Origin of the sequence: Pseudomonas sp. PS01298 (genome assembly GCF_029959745.1) — a bacterium.
Taxonomy (GTDB): Bacteria; Pseudomonadota; Gammaproteobacteria; order Pseudomonadales; family Pseudomonadaceae; genus Aquipseudomonas; species Aquipseudomonas aylmerensis.
In genome coordinates, this window is the sequence record NZ_JASCPP010000089.1 from 1 (window position 1) to 18,014 (window position 18,014).

Annotated in this window: 20 protein-coding genes; 6 read left to right on the forward strand and 14 right to left on the reverse strand. The window is 63.3% G+C overall.

The window, feature by feature from the left end:
• Positions 1-272 precede the first annotated feature (272 nt).
• Genes QMX97_RS24205 through QMX97_RS24240 form a run of 8 tightly spaced genes read right to left on the reverse strand, consistent with a single transcriptional unit; the run spans position 273 to position 6,435 of the window.
• On the reverse strand, positions 273-1,235 hold the full coding sequence (locus QMX97_RS24205) for a zinc ABC transporter substrate-binding protein (RefSeq protein ID WP_282397747.1): 963 nt from the start codon (positions 1,233-1,235) through the stop codon (positions 273-275).
• Positions 1,235-2,134, reverse strand: coding sequence for a metal ABC transporter permease (locus QMX97_RS24210; RefSeq protein WP_106804649.1), 900 nt, complete (start codon positions 2,132-2,134; stop codon positions 1,235-1,237). Before QMX97_RS24210 ends, QMX97_RS24205 begins: the two co-directional genes overlap by 1 nt.
• A complete protein-coding gene (locus QMX97_RS24215) occupies positions 2,131-2,877 on the reverse strand; it encodes a metal ABC transporter ATP-binding protein (protein ID WP_282397748.1) in 747 nt (248 codons plus the stop codon). The genes QMX97_RS24210 and QMX97_RS24215 overlap by 4 nt, the downstream gene beginning before the upstream one ends.
• Complete coding sequence (locus tag QMX97_RS24220; RefSeq protein ID WP_065901323.1) at positions 2,874-3,794, reverse strand: metal ABC transporter substrate-binding protein; 921 nt, start codon at positions 3,792-3,794, stop codon at positions 2,874-2,876. The genes QMX97_RS24215 and QMX97_RS24220 overlap by 4 nt, the downstream gene beginning before the upstream one ends.
• A 19-nt stretch (positions 3,795-3,813) precedes the next feature.
• The gene (locus QMX97_RS24225) at positions 3,814-4,374 is read right to left on the reverse strand and encodes a DUF6162 family protein (protein WP_282397749.1); all 561 of its coding nucleotides are present in this window, start codon (positions 4,372-4,374) and stop codon (positions 3,814-3,816) included.
• Positions 4,371-4,700 (reverse strand): hypothetical protein, encoded by a 330-nt coding sequence (locus tag QMX97_RS24230; RefSeq protein ID WP_213551810.1) that lies wholly within the window; start codon positions 4,698-4,700, stop codon positions 4,371-4,373. Before QMX97_RS24230 ends, QMX97_RS24225 begins: the two co-directional genes overlap by 4 nt.
• Positions 4,697-5,236, reverse strand: coding sequence for a thiamine pyrophosphate-binding protein (locus QMX97_RS24235; RefSeq protein ID WP_065901318.1), 540 nt, complete (start codon positions 5,234-5,236; stop codon positions 4,697-4,699). The genes QMX97_RS24230 and QMX97_RS24235 overlap by 4 nt, the downstream gene beginning before the upstream one ends.
• Entirely contained in the window at positions 5,233-6,435 is a 1,203-nt protein-coding gene (locus QMX97_RS24240; protein ID WP_106804644.1) for a PepSY domain-containing protein, read from the reverse strand. The genes QMX97_RS24235 and QMX97_RS24240 overlap by 4 nt, the downstream gene beginning before the upstream one ends.
• A gap of 273 nt (positions 6,436-6,708) precedes the next feature.
• Between QMX97_RS24240 and leuC the strand changes: the two genes are divergently transcribed.
• Together leuC and leuD are read left to right on the forward strand one after the other, a co-directional pair.
• Positions 6,709-8,127 carry a 3-isopropylmalate dehydratase large subunit gene (gene leuC / locus QMX97_RS24245; RefSeq protein ID WP_106804643.1) on the forward strand — a complete coding sequence of 473 codons (1,419 nt, stop codon included), beginning with the start codon at positions 6,709-6,711 and terminating at the stop codon, positions 8,125-8,127.
• Positions 8,124-8,738: a 3-isopropylmalate dehydratase small subunit gene (leuD, locus tag QMX97_RS24250; RefSeq protein ID WP_201143872.1), complete on the forward strand. Its 615-nt coding sequence runs from the start codon at positions 8,124-8,126 to the stop codon at positions 8,736-8,738. Before leuC ends, leuD begins: the two co-directional genes overlap by 4 nt.
• Positions 8,739-8,960: 222 nt before the next feature.
• On the opposite strand, the gene QMX97_RS24255 is transcribed toward leuD, so the two are convergent.
• The 4 genes from QMX97_RS24255 to QMX97_RS24270 all read right to left on the reverse strand — a co-directional run bounded on the left by QMX97_RS24255 (position 8,961) and on the right by QMX97_RS24270 (position 12,961).
• Positions 8,961-9,875 carry a LysR substrate-binding domain-containing protein gene (locus QMX97_RS24255; RefSeq protein ID WP_205571659.1) on the reverse strand — a complete coding sequence of 305 codons (915 nt, stop codon included), beginning with the start codon at positions 9,873-9,875 and terminating at the stop codon, positions 8,961-8,963.
• A 145-nt stretch (positions 9,876-10,020) separates the two neighbouring features.
• Entirely contained in the window at positions 10,021-11,331 is a 1,311-nt protein-coding gene (locus QMX97_RS24260) for a dicarboxylate/amino acid:cation symporter (protein WP_282397750.1), read from the reverse strand.
• Positions 11,332-11,428: 97 nt separating this feature from the next.
• Entirely contained in the window at positions 11,429-12,304 is an 876-nt protein-coding gene (locus QMX97_RS24265; protein ID WP_065901300.1) for an alpha/beta hydrolase, read from the reverse strand.
• A gap of 198 nt (positions 12,305-12,502) precedes the next feature.
• Positions 12,503-12,961, reverse strand: coding sequence for a VOC family protein (locus QMX97_RS24270; protein WP_201143874.1), 459 nt, complete (start codon positions 12,959-12,961; stop codon positions 12,503-12,505).
• 226 nt (positions 12,962-13,187) lie between these two features.
• Here QMX97_RS24270 and QMX97_RS24275 point away from each other — a divergent pair, with 226 nt between their 5' ends.
• The 3 genes from QMX97_RS24275 to QMX97_RS24285 are packed head-to-tail and all read left to right on the forward strand — an operon-like array spanning position 13,188 to position 15,881.
• The gene (locus QMX97_RS24275; RefSeq protein WP_106804638.1) at positions 13,188-14,411 is read left to right on the forward strand and encodes an SfnB family sulfur acquisition oxidoreductase; all 1,224 of its coding nucleotides are present in this window, start codon (positions 13,188-13,190) and stop codon (positions 14,409-14,411) included.
• A gap of 3 nt (positions 14,412-14,414) precedes the next feature.
• On the forward strand, positions 14,415-15,080 hold the full coding sequence (locus QMX97_RS24280) for a methionine ABC transporter permease (protein WP_065901293.1): 666 nt from the start codon (positions 14,415-14,417) through the stop codon (positions 15,078-15,080).
• 30 nt (positions 15,081-15,110) lie between these two features.
• Positions 15,111-15,881 carry a MetQ/NlpA family ABC transporter substrate-binding protein gene (locus QMX97_RS24285; RefSeq protein ID WP_065901290.1) on the forward strand — a complete coding sequence of 257 codons (771 nt, stop codon included), beginning with the start codon at positions 15,111-15,113 and terminating at the stop codon, positions 15,879-15,881.
• Positions 15,882-16,002: 121 nt separating this feature from the next.
• On the opposite strand, the gene soxR is transcribed toward QMX97_RS24285, so the two are convergent.
• Positions 16,003-16,452, reverse strand: coding sequence for a redox-sensitive transcriptional activator SoxR (soxR, locus tag QMX97_RS24290; protein ID WP_065901289.1), 450 nt, complete (start codon positions 16,450-16,452; stop codon positions 16,003-16,005).
• 100 nt (positions 16,453-16,552) lie between these two features.
• Here soxR and QMX97_RS24295 point away from each other — a divergent pair, with 100 nt between their 5' ends.
• The gene (locus QMX97_RS24295) at positions 16,553-16,918 is read left to right on the forward strand and encodes an antibiotic biosynthesis monooxygenase (RefSeq protein ID WP_065901287.1); all 366 of its coding nucleotides are present in this window, start codon (positions 16,553-16,555) and stop codon (positions 16,916-16,918) included.
• On the opposite strand, the gene QMX97_RS24300 is transcribed toward QMX97_RS24295, so the two are convergent.
• Positions 16,907-18,010, reverse strand: coding sequence for a sigma-54 dependent transcriptional regulator (locus QMX97_RS24300; RefSeq protein ID WP_213551813.1), 1,104 nt, complete (start codon positions 18,008-18,010; stop codon positions 16,907-16,909). The two genes, QMX97_RS24295 and QMX97_RS24300, sit on opposite strands and share 12 nt — an antisense overlap.
• Between the last annotated feature and the right edge of the window lie 4 nt (positions 18,011-18,014).

Sequence of the window (18,014 nt, forward strand, 5' to 3'; positions counted from 1 at the left end):
GCCCTGCGTTGGGCTGCGCAGCAGACCCAAAATCTGTATGGGGTTTTTTCTGGCAGGTTACGGCGGCCTTAGTAGGGGGCTGCTACGCAGCCCAACGCAGGGCAAGCCTGCTCGCCACAGAGTTTTGTTCACCACCTAAGCCTGTTCACCCATAAGCCTATTCACCACAGTGGCCTGCTCGCCACAGAGTTCTGTTCACCACCTAAGCCTATTCACCCATAAGCCTGCTCACTACAGAGGCCTGCTCACCACAGAGGGCTGATCTTCAGATGTCAGGGCGTGAGTGTCTTGATCAGCTGATCCACATTGGTTTCCAGTTCGGTCACCGGCTCTGCGCCGTCGACGTTCAGCACCAACAGTTGCGCACCGCCTGCCGTAACGGCGGCTTTTACCGCTTCGCTTGGCTGACGATGGTGCAGCACCACGGCCACGTCGTTGTCCTTCAGCGCGGCGCTGAATGTTTGCAAGGCCTCGGGTGTCCAGTCGGCGTCGGGGCGGGCGTCGGTGCTGAGCACTTCCAGGTTCAGGCTGCTGATCAGATAAGCGAAGTGATCGCTCAAGCTGACCACGCTGAGGTTGTCCGCCTTGGCCAGCCGCGCTTCGCTATCGGCGCTGAGTTTGAGCAGGCGCTGCTTGAGGGCGGCAAGGTTGGCGTCGATGGTCGGCTTGGCGTGGGGCGCCAGGCGGCTCAGGTCGGCGGCCATTACATCGGCCATGCGCCCCATGTTGTTGCTCGATTGCCACGGCTGGCTGTTCAGCCCGTCGGCACTGCCCGGCTGCACGGCGATCCCCGGCAAGCCGCCATCCACCGGGCGTGCCGCGTCGATTTCGACGATGCGGATGTTGCTGCGGCGCGCCACTGGGTAGAGCGGGTCATCCGCCCACAGCGAGCGCAGGCCGATGGCTGCATCGGCGTCCACCGCCAACTTGCCCAGGGCCGGCGCGCCACGGCCGGTGAAATAGGACACCTGGCGCGACCCGGGCAGGTTGGCGGGAGCTGCGCGCTCCAACTGCACATCGGTGCCCTTGAGCAGCACTTCGGCCAGCCCGTAGGTGATGGGCAACGAGGCGAGCACTTTGACGGTCTTGACCGATTTTGCCTTGCTCAGTGCAGCATGGCCGAGGCCATTGTTGGCGACGAAGTCCCGGGGTTGGAAACCGTCAACGGCGGCCAGCGCCGAGGTGCTGAGCAAGCAAGCGATGGCCAGGGCCAGTGGGCGAAAGACAGGGCGCATTATCCAAGATTCCCTTTGAGGCTAGGCACCGTGCCACGCGCAATGGCGGCAATGGCGAAGGCGATACCGGCCACCAGAATGATCGCGGCGCCGGACGGAACAGGCAGGTCGAAGATGATCGGCAGCAGGATGCCGCACAGGGTGCTGACGGTGGCGATTACCACCGAGACCCAGAAAAAACCCTTGAGCGACTGGCTGAGCAGACGTGCCGCCGCCGCCGGGATTACCAGCAGCGCGCCGACCAGGATCGCGCCGATGACCTTGACGGCCGCCACGGTGATCAGCGTAACCAGGATCACGAACAGGTAATCCAGGGTCTTCACGGCCACGCCGCGCACCGCTGCCAGTTGCGGGTTGAAGCTGGCAAGCATGATGCGGTTGTACAGCGGCAACGCCAGGGCCATCACCAGTGCGCCGACAATCGCCAGCACCAGCAGGTCATTGCCGTTGACGGTCAGCACCGAGCCGAACAGCACGTTTTCAAGGATATGCACGTTGATCTTGCCTGCCAGGATCAGCAGCAGGCTCGCGCCCAAGGCCAGCGACACCGACAGGAACACGCCGATCAAGGTGTCTGGCGCCAGGCCGGTGCGGTTGCGCAGGTAATTGAGCAGGATGCCGAACAACAGGCAGTAGCCGAACAGGCTGCCATACGGCCCGGTGTAGGGTTCGCCGAGCAGAATGCCCACGGCCACGCCGGTCAGCGCGGCATGGCCGACCGCTTCGGAGAAAAACGCAAAGCGCTTGACCACCACCAGCGTGCCCAACCCGCCCAGCACCGGGCCGATCAGCAAGCCGGCGAGCAGCGCGTTGACCACAAAACCATAGGCCAGTGCCTCCGGCAGATAGCCGGAAGAGGCCCAGCCCTGGACCATCAAGCGAAACGCTTCATAACTCATTGCGCCGGGCTCCGAGGGTGGGTGGAGAACAGGGTCAGCAGGCGGTCCGGGGTCAGCGCCTCTTTCGGCGTGGCGTCGAACAGCACGCGGCGGTTCAACCCGGTGACGCGGTCGGCCAGGCGGCCCACGGCCTCCAGGTCGTGCTCGATCCACAACACGGTGATGCCGGCGAGGCGCCAGTCATTCAGCAAGCGTTCGAACACCCGGATCCCGGCCTCATCGAGTGCCGACATCGGTTCATCCAACACCAGCAGTTGCGGCGCCGGGATCAACCCCTGGGCCAACAGCACGCGCTGGCGCTCGCCACCCGACAATGCGCCCATGCGCCGCTTGCGTTTGTCCTGCATGCCGACCCGTTCCAGTGCCTCGCCTATTGCGCCGGCGTAATGCCTGGACAACCCGAGAAACGCCGGGCGCCGTTGGCACATGGCAGCCATGAAGTCATCGACGGTCATCGGTAAGCCACGGTCGAATTCCAGCGCCTGGGGCACATAGCCGATGGTGCCGGGCGTGCTTGGCCACTGCAGGCTCAACCGCCCCTGATGCGGCGTCTGGCCCAGCAAGGTCTTGATCAGCGAGCTTTTGCCGCCGCCGTTGGGGCCGACCAGCGCATGGATGCTGCCCGGTTGTACCTGGAAGGTCACGCCGTCGAGGATCGTGGTGCGACCGAGGGTCAATGAGATGTTGTCGAAGTCGAGGGTCGGGCCAATGCTGGCCACCTCCAGTCGTTGCGCTGCGGTCATGCCCCCGACTCCTGGATCGCCCGGACCACGGTGTTGAGGTTGCCGGTCATTTCCACTTCGTATTTCTCCGCGCTGTAGGCGCCGTAGGAAATATGCGACAGCGGGTACAGCTTGACCCCGGATTCACGCTGGATGGTCTCGACGTAAGTGGACGGGAAATCCATCTCCGAGAAGATCACCTTCACGTCCAGGGCTCGCAGCTCATCGATGGTTTTCTTCAGTTGGCTGGGGCTTGGCTCGATACCGTGGGCCGGTTCGACCACGGCGGTGACTTCCAGGCCAAACTCGCGCAGCAGGTAGTCGTATGCCGCGTGCACGGTGGCGACGCGCAGGTCGGGGTTGGGTGCGCTGGTCAACTTGGCCAGGGCATCGGCGCGCATCTGGCGCAGGCGCTTGCCATAGGCGCGAGCGTTCTGGGTGTAGGTCTTGGCATTGTCAGGGTCGAGCTTGCCCAGCTCGCGGGCGATGTTGTTGACCTGGGCAATCGACGCGCTGATCGACAGGAAGGTGTGCGGGTTGACCACCTTGCCTGCACCGCGCGCGGCATTGCCGGTGGCGGCCAGCAATGGCACGTTGGCGTTGGCTTCGATCACCGGGATGTCCGGGCGCTCGCTGGTGGCGATCATGCGGTCGGCGAAGTCGTCATGGCCGACGCCGTTGAGCACGATGACATCCAGGGTGCCGATGCGCTTGATGTCTTCGGCGCGCGGTTCGTAGGCGTGAGGGTTGAAACCGGCAGGAATCAGCGGCACGACCTCGGCCTTGTCGCCGACGATGTTCGCCACGTAGCTGTAATAAGGGTGCAGGGTGATGCCGATCCGCAGGCGCTTGGCCGCCTCGGCATTGGCCAGCGGGGCCAGCATCAGGCTGAACAGGCCAACCAGTAATACGCGCAACAGGGGAGATGAAATAGACATGGGCAATCGGTCTTCTCGTTCAGTGACGGTGCTGGCGGGTGACGCCGGCATCGAATTGCGCGACCACTTGCTGCCAGCCGGCTGCGATCAGCGCCTGGTCAGAGAGGTCGGAGGGGGCGGCCAGGTCGGTGCTGCGATTGAGCCAGATATCCGGCTCGGCACCATGCACGCGCATCAGCAGCGAGCCACTGGTGGCAGGTGCCTGGCTCAGCCCCAGGTAGGCCGAAGGCGCGAGCAACTGCCAGCGATGATCGCCACGGCTGACCGAGCTGGCGTCCTGGGCGAACGGCGCAAAGCCTTCTTCGGCCAGTTGCTCGGGCGTGGGCAGGGCGCTTTGCTCTTGTGCCAGCAGCTGGATTTCATCCAGGGTCACGCGCAAGTCGGCATAGATGCCCTGTTCGGCAGCACTGAGGTCACGGCGCGCGTCCAGCTGGTGGCTGGGCACCGCGGCGACCTCCTGGGATTCGCCGTGCAAGGCCACCACCGTGCCGGCCACCGCGAGGATGATCAGGCACAGCAGCAGGACGTAGAGGGTCTCGTGCCCGGCACCGGCGGGGCGTACAACCTGTGTCGTGCTCATTGCGGCTGGATGTCCGCTTGGTCGATTTCCACGACGTGACCGGGACCCGCATCGAACAGCACATAGAACTCGGCCGAGGGTTTCTTGAAGGTCAGGGTCGAGTCCTGGCCCAGCTTGCCGGGCACCAGGATCGTTTCGTCATAGCCGATCACATCCAGCGTCACTCCGGGGGCGCCGCTGCCGTCGGAGAAGCCGCCTTTGCACTCGATCTGCTCGCCGGGGATTTCCTTGCATTCGCACATCGGGTTGTGGGCCAGGGCTACGGTACTGAAACCGGCACCGAGCACTAGCACGGCGCAGGCGCGGGTCAGGCGCGTCAAAGTCATGGTTTAACTCCTTGCTTGTTCAGCCAGGCAATGGTGGCAGGCGAGGCCTGGCTCAGCGGGATGGAACCCTGGTGCATCGTGCCGTCCCAGCCTTCCATGGTGACCCACAGTTCGGCGTCGACCGGCGTGCGCTCCGGCACCGGAAGGGCGGCGCCCATGCGGTACGGGGTGCCGAAGAAGATCACCCCGGCGGCGCGCAGGCTGCGCGGCTTGCCGATGCGCAGGTAGGTGGCCTTGACCTGGTCGGCGCAGGTGTCGCACAGGGCGGCGTTGAAGAATTTCATCGGGCCGGCCGGGTCCGGGCGCGGGCCTTCGTTGCGAAACTCGGCGAGTTTCAGGCTCCAGGGCCCGACCTGCACATCACCGGCCAGGCGTTCGCCGATGCCGGTGTCACCCCTAAACAGCGCGGCGTCGGCGAAGTACTTGGGCATGAAGCCCAGCGGCACCAGCAACAGCAGGACATTGATATGGAAACGCCATTTAAGCCAGAAGGCCCGCAGCGGCGAAGGCGGTGTAGCGGTAGCGACCTTGCTCATGGGTTGGCCTCCGAAGTTTCAGCCTGCAGGGCCGGGATGGGCGCGGGCGCACGTTGCGCCTTGGCCTCGCGCTTGAGCGCATTGAGGGTCGCGAGGGCGGTGCGCTTGGTCCAGATCAACAGGCCGCTCAACACCATCATGCTCAGCACCAGGCCGAAGAACGCCCAAATCAACTTGATCCAGATACCGCCGAAGTCGCCGGTGTGCAACGGGCGCATGGACTCGGTGACGAACTCCAGTTTGGTGCGGTCGGAGAGCAGGTGCGACGAGGCGATTTCACCGTCGTACGGGTTGATTTGCGCGGTCTGGTACATCAGCGGGTACCAGCCCCGGCCACCGATCTGCAGGTGGCTGTAGGCGTTGAGCGGCAGGCTGACGAAACTCGCTTCCAGCCCCGGGATGCGCTGGGTGGCGATCTCGATGGCTGCATCCACGGGAATCATCGGTGCCGGCACGCCAGGTGCCGAAGTCGGGACTTTCTCGCGTGCGATCACCGGGACGATGGGCTCGCTGGAAATCGAAATCTGGTTATCCCCCAGGATCGCCTGGATCAGGAACCAGGTGCCGGTGATGGAGATCACCGCGATAAACCAGATCGACCAGATACCGCTCAGGCGGTGGAAATCCCCCCAGAAAATCCGCGCGCCGTGGCGGATTCGCAGGGTCGGCTTGAGAAAACCCTTCCAGAAGCGCTTGTACACCACCAGCCCGGTCACCAGCGAGGCCAGCAGCGGCAAGCCGAGCAGCGACACCAGGTACCAGCCCCAGCTGTAGCCATTGGTGAACGGCACCAGCCACCAGCCGTGCAAGGCGCGGGTGAACTGGCGGAAGTCGAACGACGGGCTGATGCCCTGGATCGCCCCGGTGTACGGGTTGACGTAGACCTCTACCGAACGGCCGTCGGGGTAGCTGAGGTCGACACTCAGGGCAAAGTGCGATTCGTCCGGACGGCTGAGCGACTGCACGATCACCTGGGGTTCGGCGCGCTTGATGGCGCTGATCACCTGGTCATAGCTCAGCGGTTCGGCATCGTCCGACGGTTTGCTCGCGCGGATGTCCGGGTTGGCCAGCCACACGATTTCCTGGCTCACCACCGCCAGGGTGCCGGTGACGCAGACGATCAGTACGAAGAACCAGATGGGCAATGCCAGCCAGCTATGAACGAGAAACCAGAGTTTGGAGCGTGACTTCTTCGACATGTGAATGAGGGTCTTGATCGGAGGGGGGCGATGGAGGCCCGAAAAAGGCCAGTCGTAGCTTTTGCTGACGCGACAGGCTGTATCTAAGTTAAGACGGATGAGAATGGGAAAACCCTAATCCGAACATGCAAGTAAATGTTTCAGATTCACATTCACACGGATTAACGACGCGATCGAACACGAAACATGTTCCAAGCCATCACCGAGGTGGCATTGATGAGGGCAGGGGGCTGCGTAGGATGGAGCCATACCGTTGAGCGAGCCTTTAGAACAATGACTGCCAGAACTCTCTACGACAAACACATCGATTCCCACACGGTGTGCGCCCTCGATGACCAGGGCCACGTGCTGCTGTATATCGACCGCCAGGTGATCAACGAGTACACCAGCCCGCAGGCTTTCAGTGGCCTGCGTGAGGCCGGGCGTGGCGTGTGGCGTCCGGGTACGGCGCTGGCCGTGGTCGACCATGTGAACCCCACCACGCCCCAGCGCATCGCGGCGATGCCCGATGCGGGCGGGGCACGGCAAGTGTCTTACCTGGCGGAGAATTGCCGGGATTTCGGCATCGAGCTGCTGGATATCCTCGACAAGCGCCAGGGCATCGAACATGTGATCGCGCCGGAACAGGGGTTTATCCTGCCGGGCATGGTGATCGCCGCCGGTGACAGCCACACCACCACATACGGAGCCCTGGGCGCCTTTGGCTTCGGCATCGGCACCTCGGAAATCGAACACCTGCTGGCCTCCCAGACCCTGGTCTACAAGCGCCTGAAAAGCCTGCGCGTCACCGTCGAGGGGGCGTTGGCCAAGGGCTTGACCTCCAAGGACGTGATCATGGCGCTGATTGGCAAGATCGGCGCGTCCGGTGCGACCGGCTATGCGATCGAGTTTCGAGGTTCGACCATCGACGCCTTGAGCGTCGAGGCGCGCATGACCATCTGCAATATGGCGGTGGAGGCGGGTGCTCGTGGTGCATTCATGGCACCGGACGAAAAAGTCTTCGCCTACCTCAAGGGCAAGCCGCGCGCGCCCACAGGTGAGTTGTGGGAGCAGGCGCTGGTGGGTTGGCGCCAACTGCATTCAGACGCCGACGCGGTGTTCGACCAGGAAGTGCACCTCGACGCGAGCACCCTGGAGCCCATGGTCACGTGGGGCACCAGCCCCGACCAGGCTGCGCCGATCGGCGCCCGGGTGCCGGATCCGCAGGATGTCAGCGACCTGATCCTGCGCCAGGACATGCGCCGCGCCCTCAACTATATGGGCCTGGAGGCCGGCATGCCGCTGAGCGAGATCGTCATCAGCCATGCCTTTATCGGTTCCTGTACCAACGCGCGGATCGAAGACCTGCGTGACGCCGCCAGTGTGGTGCGCGGCAAGCAGGTGGCCGAGCACGTGCGGGCGATGATCGTCCCCGGTTCCACCGAAGTGCGCGACCAGGCCGAAGCCGAAGGGCTGGCGGCGATCTTTATCGACGCCGGTTTCGAATGGCGCCAGTCGGGCTGCTCGATGTGCCTGGCGATGAACGACGATGTGCTGGCCCCCGGCGACCGCTGCGCCTCCAGCACCAACCGCAACTTCGAAGGCCGCCAGGGCGCCGGCGCGCGTACCCACCTGATGAGCCCGGCAATGGTCGCCGCGGCCGCGATCACCGGCCGCCTCACCGATATCCGCCACTTTGGAGACCGCCCATGAGCCTGCAACCCTTTACCCTGGTCACCGGCAAGGCCGCGCCGATGCTGGCGGCGAATATCGACACCGACGTGATCATGCCCAAGCAGTTTCTCAAGGGCATCGACCGCAGCGGCCTGGACCGTGGGCTGTTCTTTGATCTGCGCTTTTTGCCCAATGGCGCGCCCAACCCCGATTTCGTGCTGAACCAGCCCGCCTGGCAGGGCGCGAGTTTTATGGTAGTGGGGCCGAACTTCGGCTGTGGTTCCAGCCGTGAGCACGCGGTGTGGGGCCTGAAGCAGATGGGCATCCGCGCACTGATCGGCAGCAGCTTTGCCGGGATTTTCTACGACAACTGCCAGCGTAACGGCGTGCTGCTGATCACCCTGGAAGAGGCGGTACTGCAGCGCCTTGGCCAGACCGTCAGCCAGCCCGACCAGGCGCAGATCAGTGTTGATCTGCAAGAACAGCAGATTCGCCTGGCGGACGGCCAGGTCATTGCGTTCCAGATCGACACCCTGCGCAAGACCGCGCTCCTGCTCGGCCTGGATGCAATCGGCAGCACCCTGCAGCGCAGCGAAGAAATCAAAGCCTTCGAACGCCGCCACCTCGCCGCCAATCCCTGGCTCAACTGACCTCCCCGAACCGCAATCGCCGGCAAGCCAGCTCCTACGGGTGAACGGGTTTGCACGGCGGGAGAGAAGCCATCCCCCAGGCAATAAACCCTCGCTTGGCCCACCCCAAACTGTAGGCGCCGGCTTGCCGGCGATTGCAGTGTCAAATATTGCAAACTGACCCACCGCTATCACCGGCAAGCCGGCTCATACCGTCGGGCGGCGTTGCTCGGCAGGATGGCTTTAGATCGACAGCCCTTTGAAGTGCTCCTGCAAGAACTCCACACACGCGCGCAACTTCCCCGAATACGCTAGCCGCGTCGGGTACACCGCCCACACGTTGGCACTCTGGGTGTAGGCGTGCAGCACCTGCACCAGCTTGCCCTGCTCCAGCAGTGGCTTCACATCCCACATCGAGCGCAGCAGTACGCCGCGCCCATCCAGCGCCCATTGCAGTACGATCTCGCCATTGTTCGAGGACAACGGCCCGCGCACGCGCACGCTCTCCTGGGCGCCGTCGTGCTCGAGGTTCCAGATGCCGAAGGCGTTGTCGCGCTCCTTGAGCACCAGGCAATCGTGCTGCTCCAGGTCGCTCAAGTGTTGCGGCGTGCCCCGGCGTTGCAGGTACGCGGGCGCGGCGCACAGCACCCGGCGATTGCTCACCAGGCGCCGGCCGATGTGCTGGCCGGGGATGTCGTCGCCTACGCGGATCTCCAGGTCGAAGCCTTCGCTGACGATGTCCACCACGCGGTCGAACAGGTCCAGGCGGATTTCCAGGTCCGGGTACTGCTCTGCCAACAACGACAGGGCCGGTGCCACGTGGTTGCGGCCAAAGCCGAAACTGCTGCACAGGTGCAGGCGGCCACGCGGGCTGTCATGGGCATCGCTGAGTTCATCGGACAGTTGCTGGAAGTCTTCGAGAATACGCACGGCCCAGCGCTGCACCCGTTCACCGTCTTCGGTGAGGGCGATGCGGCGGCTAGTGCGGTGCAGCAGGCGGGTGGCCAGGGTGGTTTCCAGAATCTGGATACGCTTGCTGACATACGCCGGCGACAACCCCAGCTCATCGGCGGCGGCAGCGAAGCCGGCCTTGCGGATCACGGTCAGGAACACCCGCAGGTCTTCGGGTAGGGGCACGGTATCTTTCTTATGGGTCATCAGAAACAAGCGTGGCGGCATGAGCCGCCAGAATAGCACTGGTGTGACGAGGCAGCGTGCTGCCGCTGGAGTGCGCAGCGCTCCGATCTTTTTCGGGGCCGCCGCGCAGCCCGGCGGGCGCAAGCTCCCTCGCCACCGTCAGGGTTTACTCGGCGGCGATTTTCGCCTGTGCCGCCTGGGCAGCGCGCGCATGGCGGCCGCGCTTGAGGGCGATCGGCGCCATCTTCTCGCGATCCAGTTCGCCTTCCCAGGCGGCCACCACCAGGGCGGCCACGGCGTTGCCGATGATATTGGTCAGCGAGCGGCATTCGGCCATGAACCGGTCGACGCCGAGGATCAGCACCATCGCCGCCACCGGCACAGTCGGCACCACCGCCAGGCTCGCCGCCAATGCCACAAACCCGGCACCGACCACCGCACCGGCGCCTTTGGAGGTGAGCATGGCCACCGCCAGCAGGGTCAGTTGTTGCTCAAGGGGCAGGTGGATATTGGTGGCCTGGGCCAGAAACAGCACCGCCAGCGTCATATAGATGTTGGTGCCGTCCAGGTTGAACGTGTAGCCGGTCGGCACCACGATGCCCACCACGCCCTTGGATGCGCCGAGGCTTTCAAGTTTCTGGATCAGTTGCGGCAGCGCCGACTCCGACGAGCTGGTGCCGAGCACGATCAGCAGTTCCGACTTGATGTAGCCCATCAACTTGAAAATGCTGAAGCCGGCATAGCGCGCGATGCTGCCCAACACCACGGCGATAAAGAAGAACGCGGTGATATAAAAGGTACCCACCAGTTTCAGCAGCGGCAGCAACGAGCCCGCGCCGTATTTGCCGATGGTGAAGGCAATCGCACCAAACGCACCGATCGGCGCGACGCGGCTGATGATGCCGACAATGCGGAAGAACACCTCGCTGGCCTGGTTGATCACGCCCACCAGCGGCCGACCTTTTTCACCGACCATCACCAGCCCGACGCCAAACAGCACGGAGACGAACAGCACCGGCAGGATCTCGCCCTTGGAAAACGCATCAAAAAACGTCGTGGGAATCACGTGCAGCAGGAACCCGGTGATGCCTTCGCCATGCTCGGCCTGGCCGACAAAGCCGGCAATCGCCGAACTGTCGAGGGTCTTCACATCAATGTTGAAACCGACGCCCGGGTGCAGCAGGTGCGCGGCGAGAATGCCGATCAGCAGGGCGATGGTGGACACCACTTCGAAGTACAGCAGCGCCTTGCCGCCGACCCGGCCCACCTGCTTCACGTCGTGCATGCTGGTGATACCGGAGACCACCGTGCAGAAGATGATCGGGCCGATGATCATTTTGATCAGCTTGATAAAGCCATCGCCCAGGGGTTTGAGGTCAATACCGATCTGTGGCCATTGGTGGCCGATCAACACGCCCAGCGCAATCGCGATGAGCACCTGGATATACAGGGTTCCCAGCAGTTTTCTGATTGTCATTGTTATTATCTCGAGACGTTGTTTTGGGCAAAGCGAACCCGTCGCAGGCCGTTGGCAGCCTGCGAGGCGGGTGTGTCAGGTCACGGGGTGATGCGGCTCAGCGAAGGAAGGCCAGGACTTCGCCAAGCAACAACTCGGGGGCTTCTTCAGCGATGTAATGGCCGGCCGGCAGGGCCTTGCCGCGAACATCGGTGGCGACTTTCTGCCACTCCTTGAGCGGCTCGAAGCAGCGGCCGACGGTGCCTTCGGCGCCCCACATGACGAGCAGGGGCAGGTTCAGGTGGTTGCCGGCGTCGATATCCGCCTGGTCGTGCTCAAGGTCGATACCGGCGGCAGCACGGTAGTCCTCGCAAATGCCGGTGGCGCTGCCCGGCAACTTCAAGCAACGCAGGTAGTCGGCGAAGGCTTCATCGGTGAACGGCTTGAGCCCGGCACTGCGACTGCCCATCACGCTGCGCAGGTACAGCTCGGGGTTGCTCTCGATCAAGGCTTCGGGCAAGGGCGCCGGGCGAATCAGGAAGAACCAGTGCCAGTAAGCGCGGGCGAAAGCCTCGTCGGTTTGTGCATACATCGACAGGGTTGGCGCGATATCCAGCAACACCATGCGCTGCACGGCCTCGGGATGATCCAGGGCCAGGCGATGGGCCACACGGGCGCCACGGTCGTGGGCCAGCAGCGAAAACTGCGCAAAGCCCAGGGCCTGCATCAGCTCGACGCCATCGCGGGCCATTTCGCGTTTTGAATAATTAGTGTGATGGTCATTGGCCGGCGGCCTGCTGCTGTCGCCATAACCGCGCAGGTCGGCGGCGACCACGGTGAAGTGCTCGGCCAACTGCTCGGCGACCTTATGCCAGATGACATGGGTCTGCGGATGCCCGTGCAGCAGGAGCAGGCCGGGACCCGTACCGCCTTTGCGGTAGCTGATGTCCACGCCGTTGACGTGGCACTGGTCTTTCTGGAATCCGGCGAACATGGAATGACTCCTTGTGATGATTGCCTGCATCCTGGAATCACGCGGCGTTCGCGGCAAGGGGGAAAGCGTGGAGGGGTTGTTCATGAAGTGTGTAGGAGCTGGCTTGCCCGCAATGAAATCGACTCGGTATGCCGGATAGAACGAGTGGTCTGCATCGCAGGCAAGCGCCCACATTTGATCGCCATGGCCTCAGGTATTTCAGGCTTGCTTGAACATCTCCATGGCACGCTGGCGGATCTGCTCCTCGGTCAGGTTCTCCTTGCGCGTCGCGAGGAACCACAGGTGGCCGAACGGATCCTTCACGCTCGCGGAGCGGTCGCCGTAGAACTGGTCCTTCGGCTCCGACACCACCGTGGCGCCGGCAGCCACGGCTTGTTTGAATTGCGCGTCGACGTCGTTCACATACAGGTGCAAGCCGACACTGGTGTGTGCGTCGGGATTGCGCAGGGCCATCTCCGCGCAGGGTGTGCCGAGCATGATCGCCGAATCACCGATGCGCAGCTCGGCATGCCCGACTTTGCCGTCGGGCATGTCCAGACGCATGACCTGCGTGGCGCCGAAGGCTTTCTTGTAGAACTCGATGGCTTGCGCGGCGTTGTCGATGCCCATATAAGGCGTGACGCTGTGATAGCCCTCGGGAATGGGTTTAACGCTCATATCGTTCTCCTCAGGTGGTGGTTATGGAGGCACGGCCTCTTCACTATAGGCCACGTATCGCGCGGCCTGCGGGCAGCCGACGAGGTGTTCGCCAGGCAACAGTGAACGGGCAGATTGCTGCGCCATAAGAGCCGTCGCGGCGCTTTTACAGGGCCAGGCCGTGTGTTTGCGGGCACGGCACAGAAGCTGCAATGCCTCAGGCAAACCATTCGCCCGAGAGCGTTGTATGTCTGTACTGCCTGTATCTGCCGATTACCCGATCCACAGCCCCCACGCCGAGTTGATTCGCGACGAAGCCCAGGCCATTGCCGTCGCCCACCGTGTCGCCGCGGTGTTGCTGGAGCAGGACGCCGAGCGCGACCGCACGCGGCAGGTGCCCGCCGAGGTCGTCGACCTGTATTCCAACAGCGGCCTCTGGGGCATCAGCGTGCCGCGCGAGTTCGGTGGGGCGCAGGTGTCCTACGCGGTGCTGGCCCAGGTGATCGCGATTATTTCGGCGGCCGACCCGTCCCTGGGGCAGATCCCGCAGAACCATTACTGCCTGCTCGAAGATATCCGCCTGCAGGGCACGCCCGAGCAGCAGGCGCATTTCTTCGGCCTGGCCCTGCAAGGCCATCGGTTTGCCAATGCGCTGTCGGAAACCGGCGGCAAGAATGTGCAGGACATCCAGGCGACGATACGCCGCGAAGGCGACGGCTATGTGATCAACGGGCGCAAGGGTTATTGCACCGGTTCGCTGTACGCCCATTGGCTGGCGGTGCTGGCGCTCGACGAGCAGCAAAATGCCCAGTTGGCCTTTGTGCCGCGGGGGACCGAGGGGCTGGTCGTGGTGGATGACTGGGACAGCATGGGCCAGCGCACCACTTCCAGCGGCACGGTGCTGGCGCAGGACCTGCGGGTGCCGGCGTTCAATCTGTTTGCTACCCACAAGTCCTACGATTCGCCGACTTTGGCCGGCCCGTTCGCACAGCTGACCACTGCCGCCATCGACGCCGGTATTGCCCGCGCCGCGCTGCGTGACACGGTCGCGTTCGTGCAGCAATTCGCGCGGCCGTGGATCGACGCCGGGGTGGAAAAAGCCAGCGAAGACCCGCTGACCATCATCCAGGTCGGCGCGCTGGATATTCGCCTGGAAGCCGCTGAGGCGCTGCTCGAACGTGCCGGTCGGGCCCTTGATGCCGCTCGCCCGGCACCGGATGAAGACTCTGTCGCCCACGCCTCCCTGGCCGTGGCCCGCGCCAAGGTCCTGACCACCGAAATCGCCATCGAAGCCAGTAACAAACTGTTCGAACTCGGCGGCACGCGCTCCACCTTGAAGAAGCACAACTTCGACCGTCACTGGCGCAACGCGCGGGTCCACACGCTGCATGACCCGGTGCGCTGGAAATACCACGTGGTGGGCAACTGGCTGCTCAACGGCGCCAAGCCACCCCGCCACGATTGGTCGTGATGCATGGCTGAATTATTCAAGAACATCTACTGGGCCGATATCGGCCAGGCCTGCCTGGAAACCCTCAGCATGCTCACTGCGGCGCTGGGTTTTACCGTGCTGCTCGGCTTGCCGCTGGGCGTGCTGCTGTTTCTCACCGGCAAGCGCCAGTTGCATGAAGCACTGGTGGTGTACCGGCTGCTGTCGGTGGTGGTCAACGTGCTGCGGTCGCTGCCGTTCATCATCCTGCTGATTGTGCTGATCCCACTGACCACCTTGCTGGTCGGTACCTCCCTCGGCGTACCGGGCACCATCCCGCCGCTGGTGGTGGGTTGCACGCCGTTCTTTGCACGGCTGGTGGAAACCGCCCTGCGCGAAGTCGATCGCGGCGTGGTGGAGGCTACCCAATCGATGGGCGCCAGTACCTGGCAGGTGATTCGCCACACGCTGTTGCCGGAAGCCCGCGGCGGGCTGCTGGCGGCGGTGACCGTCACCGCGATTGTGCTGGTGGACTACACCGCCATGGCCGGGGTGATCGGTGGCGGAGGCCTGGGTGACCTGGCGATTCGCTATGGCTACCAGCGGTTCCAGACCGACGTGATGGTGGTCACCGTGGTGCTGTTGCTGGTGCTGGTCCAGGCACTGCAGATGACCGGTGATCGTTTGGTGGCGCGATACAGCCGCCGTTAATGCCTCTTACAAACTGCCTTTGGAGCACCCATGAAAAAGTCCCTGGCCATCTTGGCCGCTGTCCTGTCGATGAATGCCTTTGCCAATGAAAAGTTGATCGTGGGCGCCACTCCCGTGCCTCACGCGGAGATCCTCGAGTTCGTCAAACCGGTGCTGGCCAAGGAGGGCGTGGACTTGCAGATCAAAGTCTTCACCGACTTCATCCAGCCCAACCAGCAACTGGCGCTGAAGAACATCGACGCCAATTACTACCAGTACCGACCGTTTCTGGATGACTACAACAAGACCCGCCACACCGACCTGGTGCCGGTGGTCGGTGTGCATATCGAGCCGTTTGGCGCGTACTCGACGCGCATCAAGAACATCTCGGAACTGAAGGACGGCGCCACCGTGTCGATCCCCAACGACCCGGTCAACACCGGCCGCGCCCTGGTGCTGCTGGACGAGGCCGGGCTGATCAAGCTCAAGGACCCGAGCAACACCCTGAGCACCCCGCGTGATATCGCCGAGAACCCCAAGCACCTGAAGATTCGTGAGCTGGAAGGCGCCTTGCTGGCCCGCTCGGTCAGCCAGGTGGACCTGGCCTTCGTGTTCGCCAACTACGCGCTGGAAGCGGGGATTGATACCAACAGTGCGTTGATCGTCGAGAAGGGTAAATCTTTGTACGTCGAGTACCTCGTGGCGCGGCCGGACAACATCAACGATCCGCGCATCCAGAAGCTCGCCAAGGCGTTGAATTCCGATGAAGTGCGCCAGTTCATCCTGACGCGCTACAAAGGCCAGATCGCCCCCGGTTTCTAAGGATCAACACCGATCAAATGTGGGGGCTGGCCTGGGCGATAGCATCACCACGGTGTGACTGGTTTACCGAGGTGCCTGCATCGCCGGGAAGCCGGGCTCCTGCAGGGTATGGGTGTGCAGGTCAGGATGCAGGGCTGGGTTCCAACAGCTGAGCCCCCGGCCCGTGCTCACCGAGCTGATCATCCTGATTGCGCAGCGGGCACGCCTCCAGTGACAGACACCCGCAACCAATACAACCACTGAGTTTGTCGCGCAGCAGCATCAGCTTGTTGATGCGCTCGTCCAGGTCTTGGCGCCACAGCGCCGACAAACGCTCCCAATCCTGTGCGTTGGGCGTGCGTCCATCCGGCAAGGTCTGCAAGGCTTCGCCAATGGTCGCCAGCGGAATCCCCAGGCGCTGGGCGATTTTGATCACCACCACGCGGCGCAATACATCGCGAGGGTAGCGCCGCTGGTTGCCGGCATTGCGATTGCTTTTGATCAGCCCCTTGGCCTCGTAGAAGTGCAGGGCCGTCACCGCCACGCCACTGCGCGCCGCCAGTTGACCGACGGTGAGTTGTTTGTTGAGCATGAAAAACTCCGAGACAACGCTTGACCTTGACTTAACTAGAGGTTTTACCCTGCGTGGCATCGAATCGCAAGATTCTGCCTACAGAGAAAGGGGAGTGTTCATGCAGGTATCAGAGAAAAATCGCAGCTTCACTCAAATGATCGAGTTTCACATCGAGCCCCGGCAGCAAGTTGCCCTGGTGGCCGCCTTGTCTACCCAAAGCGAGCGCCTGGCCCAAGGCCATGGCGGCTTTATCAATGCGAGTGTGCAGGTCAGCGACGATGGCCGGCGGGTGCTCAGCTATCTGCAATGGCGCTCGCGCGAAGACGGCGAGGCGGCGTTCAAATGCTTTGAGCACGGCGAGGAGGATTTCTGGACGCTGATCCGCGCCCACCAGGCCACGGCCGTGACCTTCGGTTCGTTCCAGGTGCTGCGCAGTTTCGAGCGCAGCCATGACAATGCCTTGCACTGCCGCCTAAATGGATAGGTGCAGCATCCGCTCGCCCTGGACGTTCTCCCCGGGGCGGCGCTTGTTCACCGCCAGTTCGCCGATCTTGATCAGGCGGGTGCGGGTGACGTTGCGGCTCAGGCCCAGCAGGTTGGCGGTGTGCACCTGGTTGTAATGGCTGAAGCGGTAGGCGGCGCGTAACAGCGCGTCTTCGACTTTTTCATGCAGGGCACCGGCCTGTTCTTCAAAGAGCTTTTGAAACGCCCGCTCCAGCAGGGCTTCGGCGCTGTTGTCGGTGCTGTGCTGGCTGTCGTCCTGGCGTTCGATGCGCATGTTCGACAAGCGCAGGTCGTCGCGCTCGATCACGCCGTTGCGGCAGATCAGCAGGGTGTGGTGAATCACGTTTTCCAGCTCGCGGATATTGCCTGGCCAGCTGTAACTCTTGAGTTTGTGTTCGGCCTCGCGGCTGATGGTGATCGGGCCGTAGCCCAGGCGCTGGCTGTAGGCTTCGATAAAGTGCCGGGTCAGCGGCAGGATGTCGCCGGGCCGGTCGCGCAATGGGCTGAGTTCGAGGCTGACCACGTCGAGACGGTAGTAGAGGTCTTCGCGGAAATGCCCGGCGTTGATGGCTTTTTCCAGCTGCACGTTGGTGGCCGCCAATACGCGTACATCAATCGGAATGCTCTTGCGCGAGCCCAGGCGCACCACTTCGCGCTCCTGCAGCACCCGCAGCAATTTGACCTGGATGGCCATCGGCAAGTCACCGATTTCGTCCAGGAACAACGTGCCGCCATCCGCCTCTTCGAACCAGCCGGCCTTGGCACTGAGAGCGCCGGTGAAGGCGCCTTTTTCATGCCCGAACAGCTCGGCTTCCACCAGTGATTCAGAGAAGGCGCCGCAGTTCACCGCCACAAACGGCCGGTTACGCCGCGCGCTGAGGTTATGGATATGCCGCGCCACCAGCTCTTTACCGGTCCCGGTCTCGCCGATGATCAGCACACTGGCTTCGCTGGGCGCCACTTGCTGGATATGGTCGAGCAGCGCCTGGGATTTCGGGTCTTCGAAAACCTGGGCCGTGGCGCGGATCGAGGTCGCGAGGGCGGGCGAGGGCGGTAGGGTTAAAAGCTGCATGGGC

Bases quoted from the DNA above. Each gene is read 5' to 3' on its own strand.
- QMX97_RS24205 (WP_282397747.1), bottom strand. From the start codon at position 1,235: ATGCGCCCTGTCTTTCGCCCACTGGCCCTGGCCATCGCTTGCTTGCTC.
- QMX97_RS24210 (WP_106804649.1), bottom strand. From the start codon at position 2,134: ATGAGTTATGAAGCGTTTCGCTTGATGGTCCAGGGCTGGGCCTCTTCC.
- QMX97_RS24215 (WP_282397748.1), bottom strand. From the start codon at position 2,877: ATGACCGCAGCGCAACGACTGGAGGTGGCCAGCATTGGCCCGACCCTC.
- QMX97_RS24220 (WP_065901323.1), bottom strand. From the start codon at position 3,794: ATGTCTATTTCATCTCCCCTGTTGCGCGTATTACTGGTTGGCCTGTTC.
- QMX97_RS24225 (WP_282397749.1), bottom strand. From the start codon at position 4,374: ATGAGCACGACACAGGTTGTACGCCCCGCCGGTGCCGGGCACGAGACC.
- QMX97_RS24230 (WP_213551810.1), bottom strand. From the start codon at position 4,700: ATGACTTTGACGCGCCTGACCCGCGCCTGCGCCGTGCTAGTGCTCGGT.
- QMX97_RS24235 (WP_065901318.1), bottom strand. From the start codon at position 5,236: ATGAGCAAGGTCGCTACCGCTACACCGCCTTCGCCGCTGCGGGCCTTC.
- QMX97_RS24240 (WP_106804644.1), bottom strand. From the start codon at position 6,435: ATGTCGAAGAAGTCACGCTCCAAACTCTGGTTTCTCGTTCATAGCTGG.
- leuC (WP_106804643.1), top strand. From the start codon at position 6,709: ATGACTGCCAGAACTCTCTACGACAAACACATCGATTCCCACACGGTG.
- leuD (WP_201143872.1), top strand. From the start codon at position 8,124: ATGAGCCTGCAACCCTTTACCCTGGTCACCGGCAAGGCCGCGCCGATG.
- QMX97_RS24255 (WP_205571659.1), bottom strand. From the start codon at position 9,875: ATGACCCATAAGAAAGATACCGTGCCCCTACCCGAAGACCTGCGGGTG.
- QMX97_RS24260 (WP_282397750.1), bottom strand. From the start codon at position 11,331: ATGACAATCAGAAAACTGCTGGGAACCCTGTATATCCAGGTGCTCATC.
- QMX97_RS24265 (WP_065901300.1), bottom strand. From the start codon at position 12,304: ATGTTCGCCGGATTCCAGAAAGACCAGTGCCACGTCAACGGCGTGGAC.
- QMX97_RS24270 (WP_201143874.1), bottom strand. From the start codon at position 12,961: ATGAGCGTTAAACCCATTCCCGAGGGCTATCACAGCGTCACGCCTTAT.
- QMX97_RS24275 (WP_106804638.1), top strand. From the start codon at position 13,188: ATGTCTGTACTGCCTGTATCTGCCGATTACCCGATCCACAGCCCCCAC.
- QMX97_RS24280 (WP_065901293.1), top strand. From the start codon at position 14,415: ATGGCTGAATTATTCAAGAACATCTACTGGGCCGATATCGGCCAGGCC.
- QMX97_RS24285 (WP_065901290.1), top strand. From the start codon at position 15,111: ATGAAAAAGTCCCTGGCCATCTTGGCCGCTGTCCTGTCGATGAATGCC.
- soxR (WP_065901289.1), bottom strand. From the start codon at position 16,452: ATGCTCAACAAACAACTCACCGTCGGTCAACTGGCGGCGCGCAGTGGC.
- QMX97_RS24295 (WP_065901287.1), top strand. From the start codon at position 16,553: ATGCAGGTATCAGAGAAAAATCGCAGCTTCACTCAAATGATCGAGTTT.
- QMX97_RS24300 (WP_213551813.1), bottom strand. From the start codon at position 18,010: ATGCAGCTTTTAACCCTACCGCCCTCGCCCGCCCTCGCGACCTCGATC.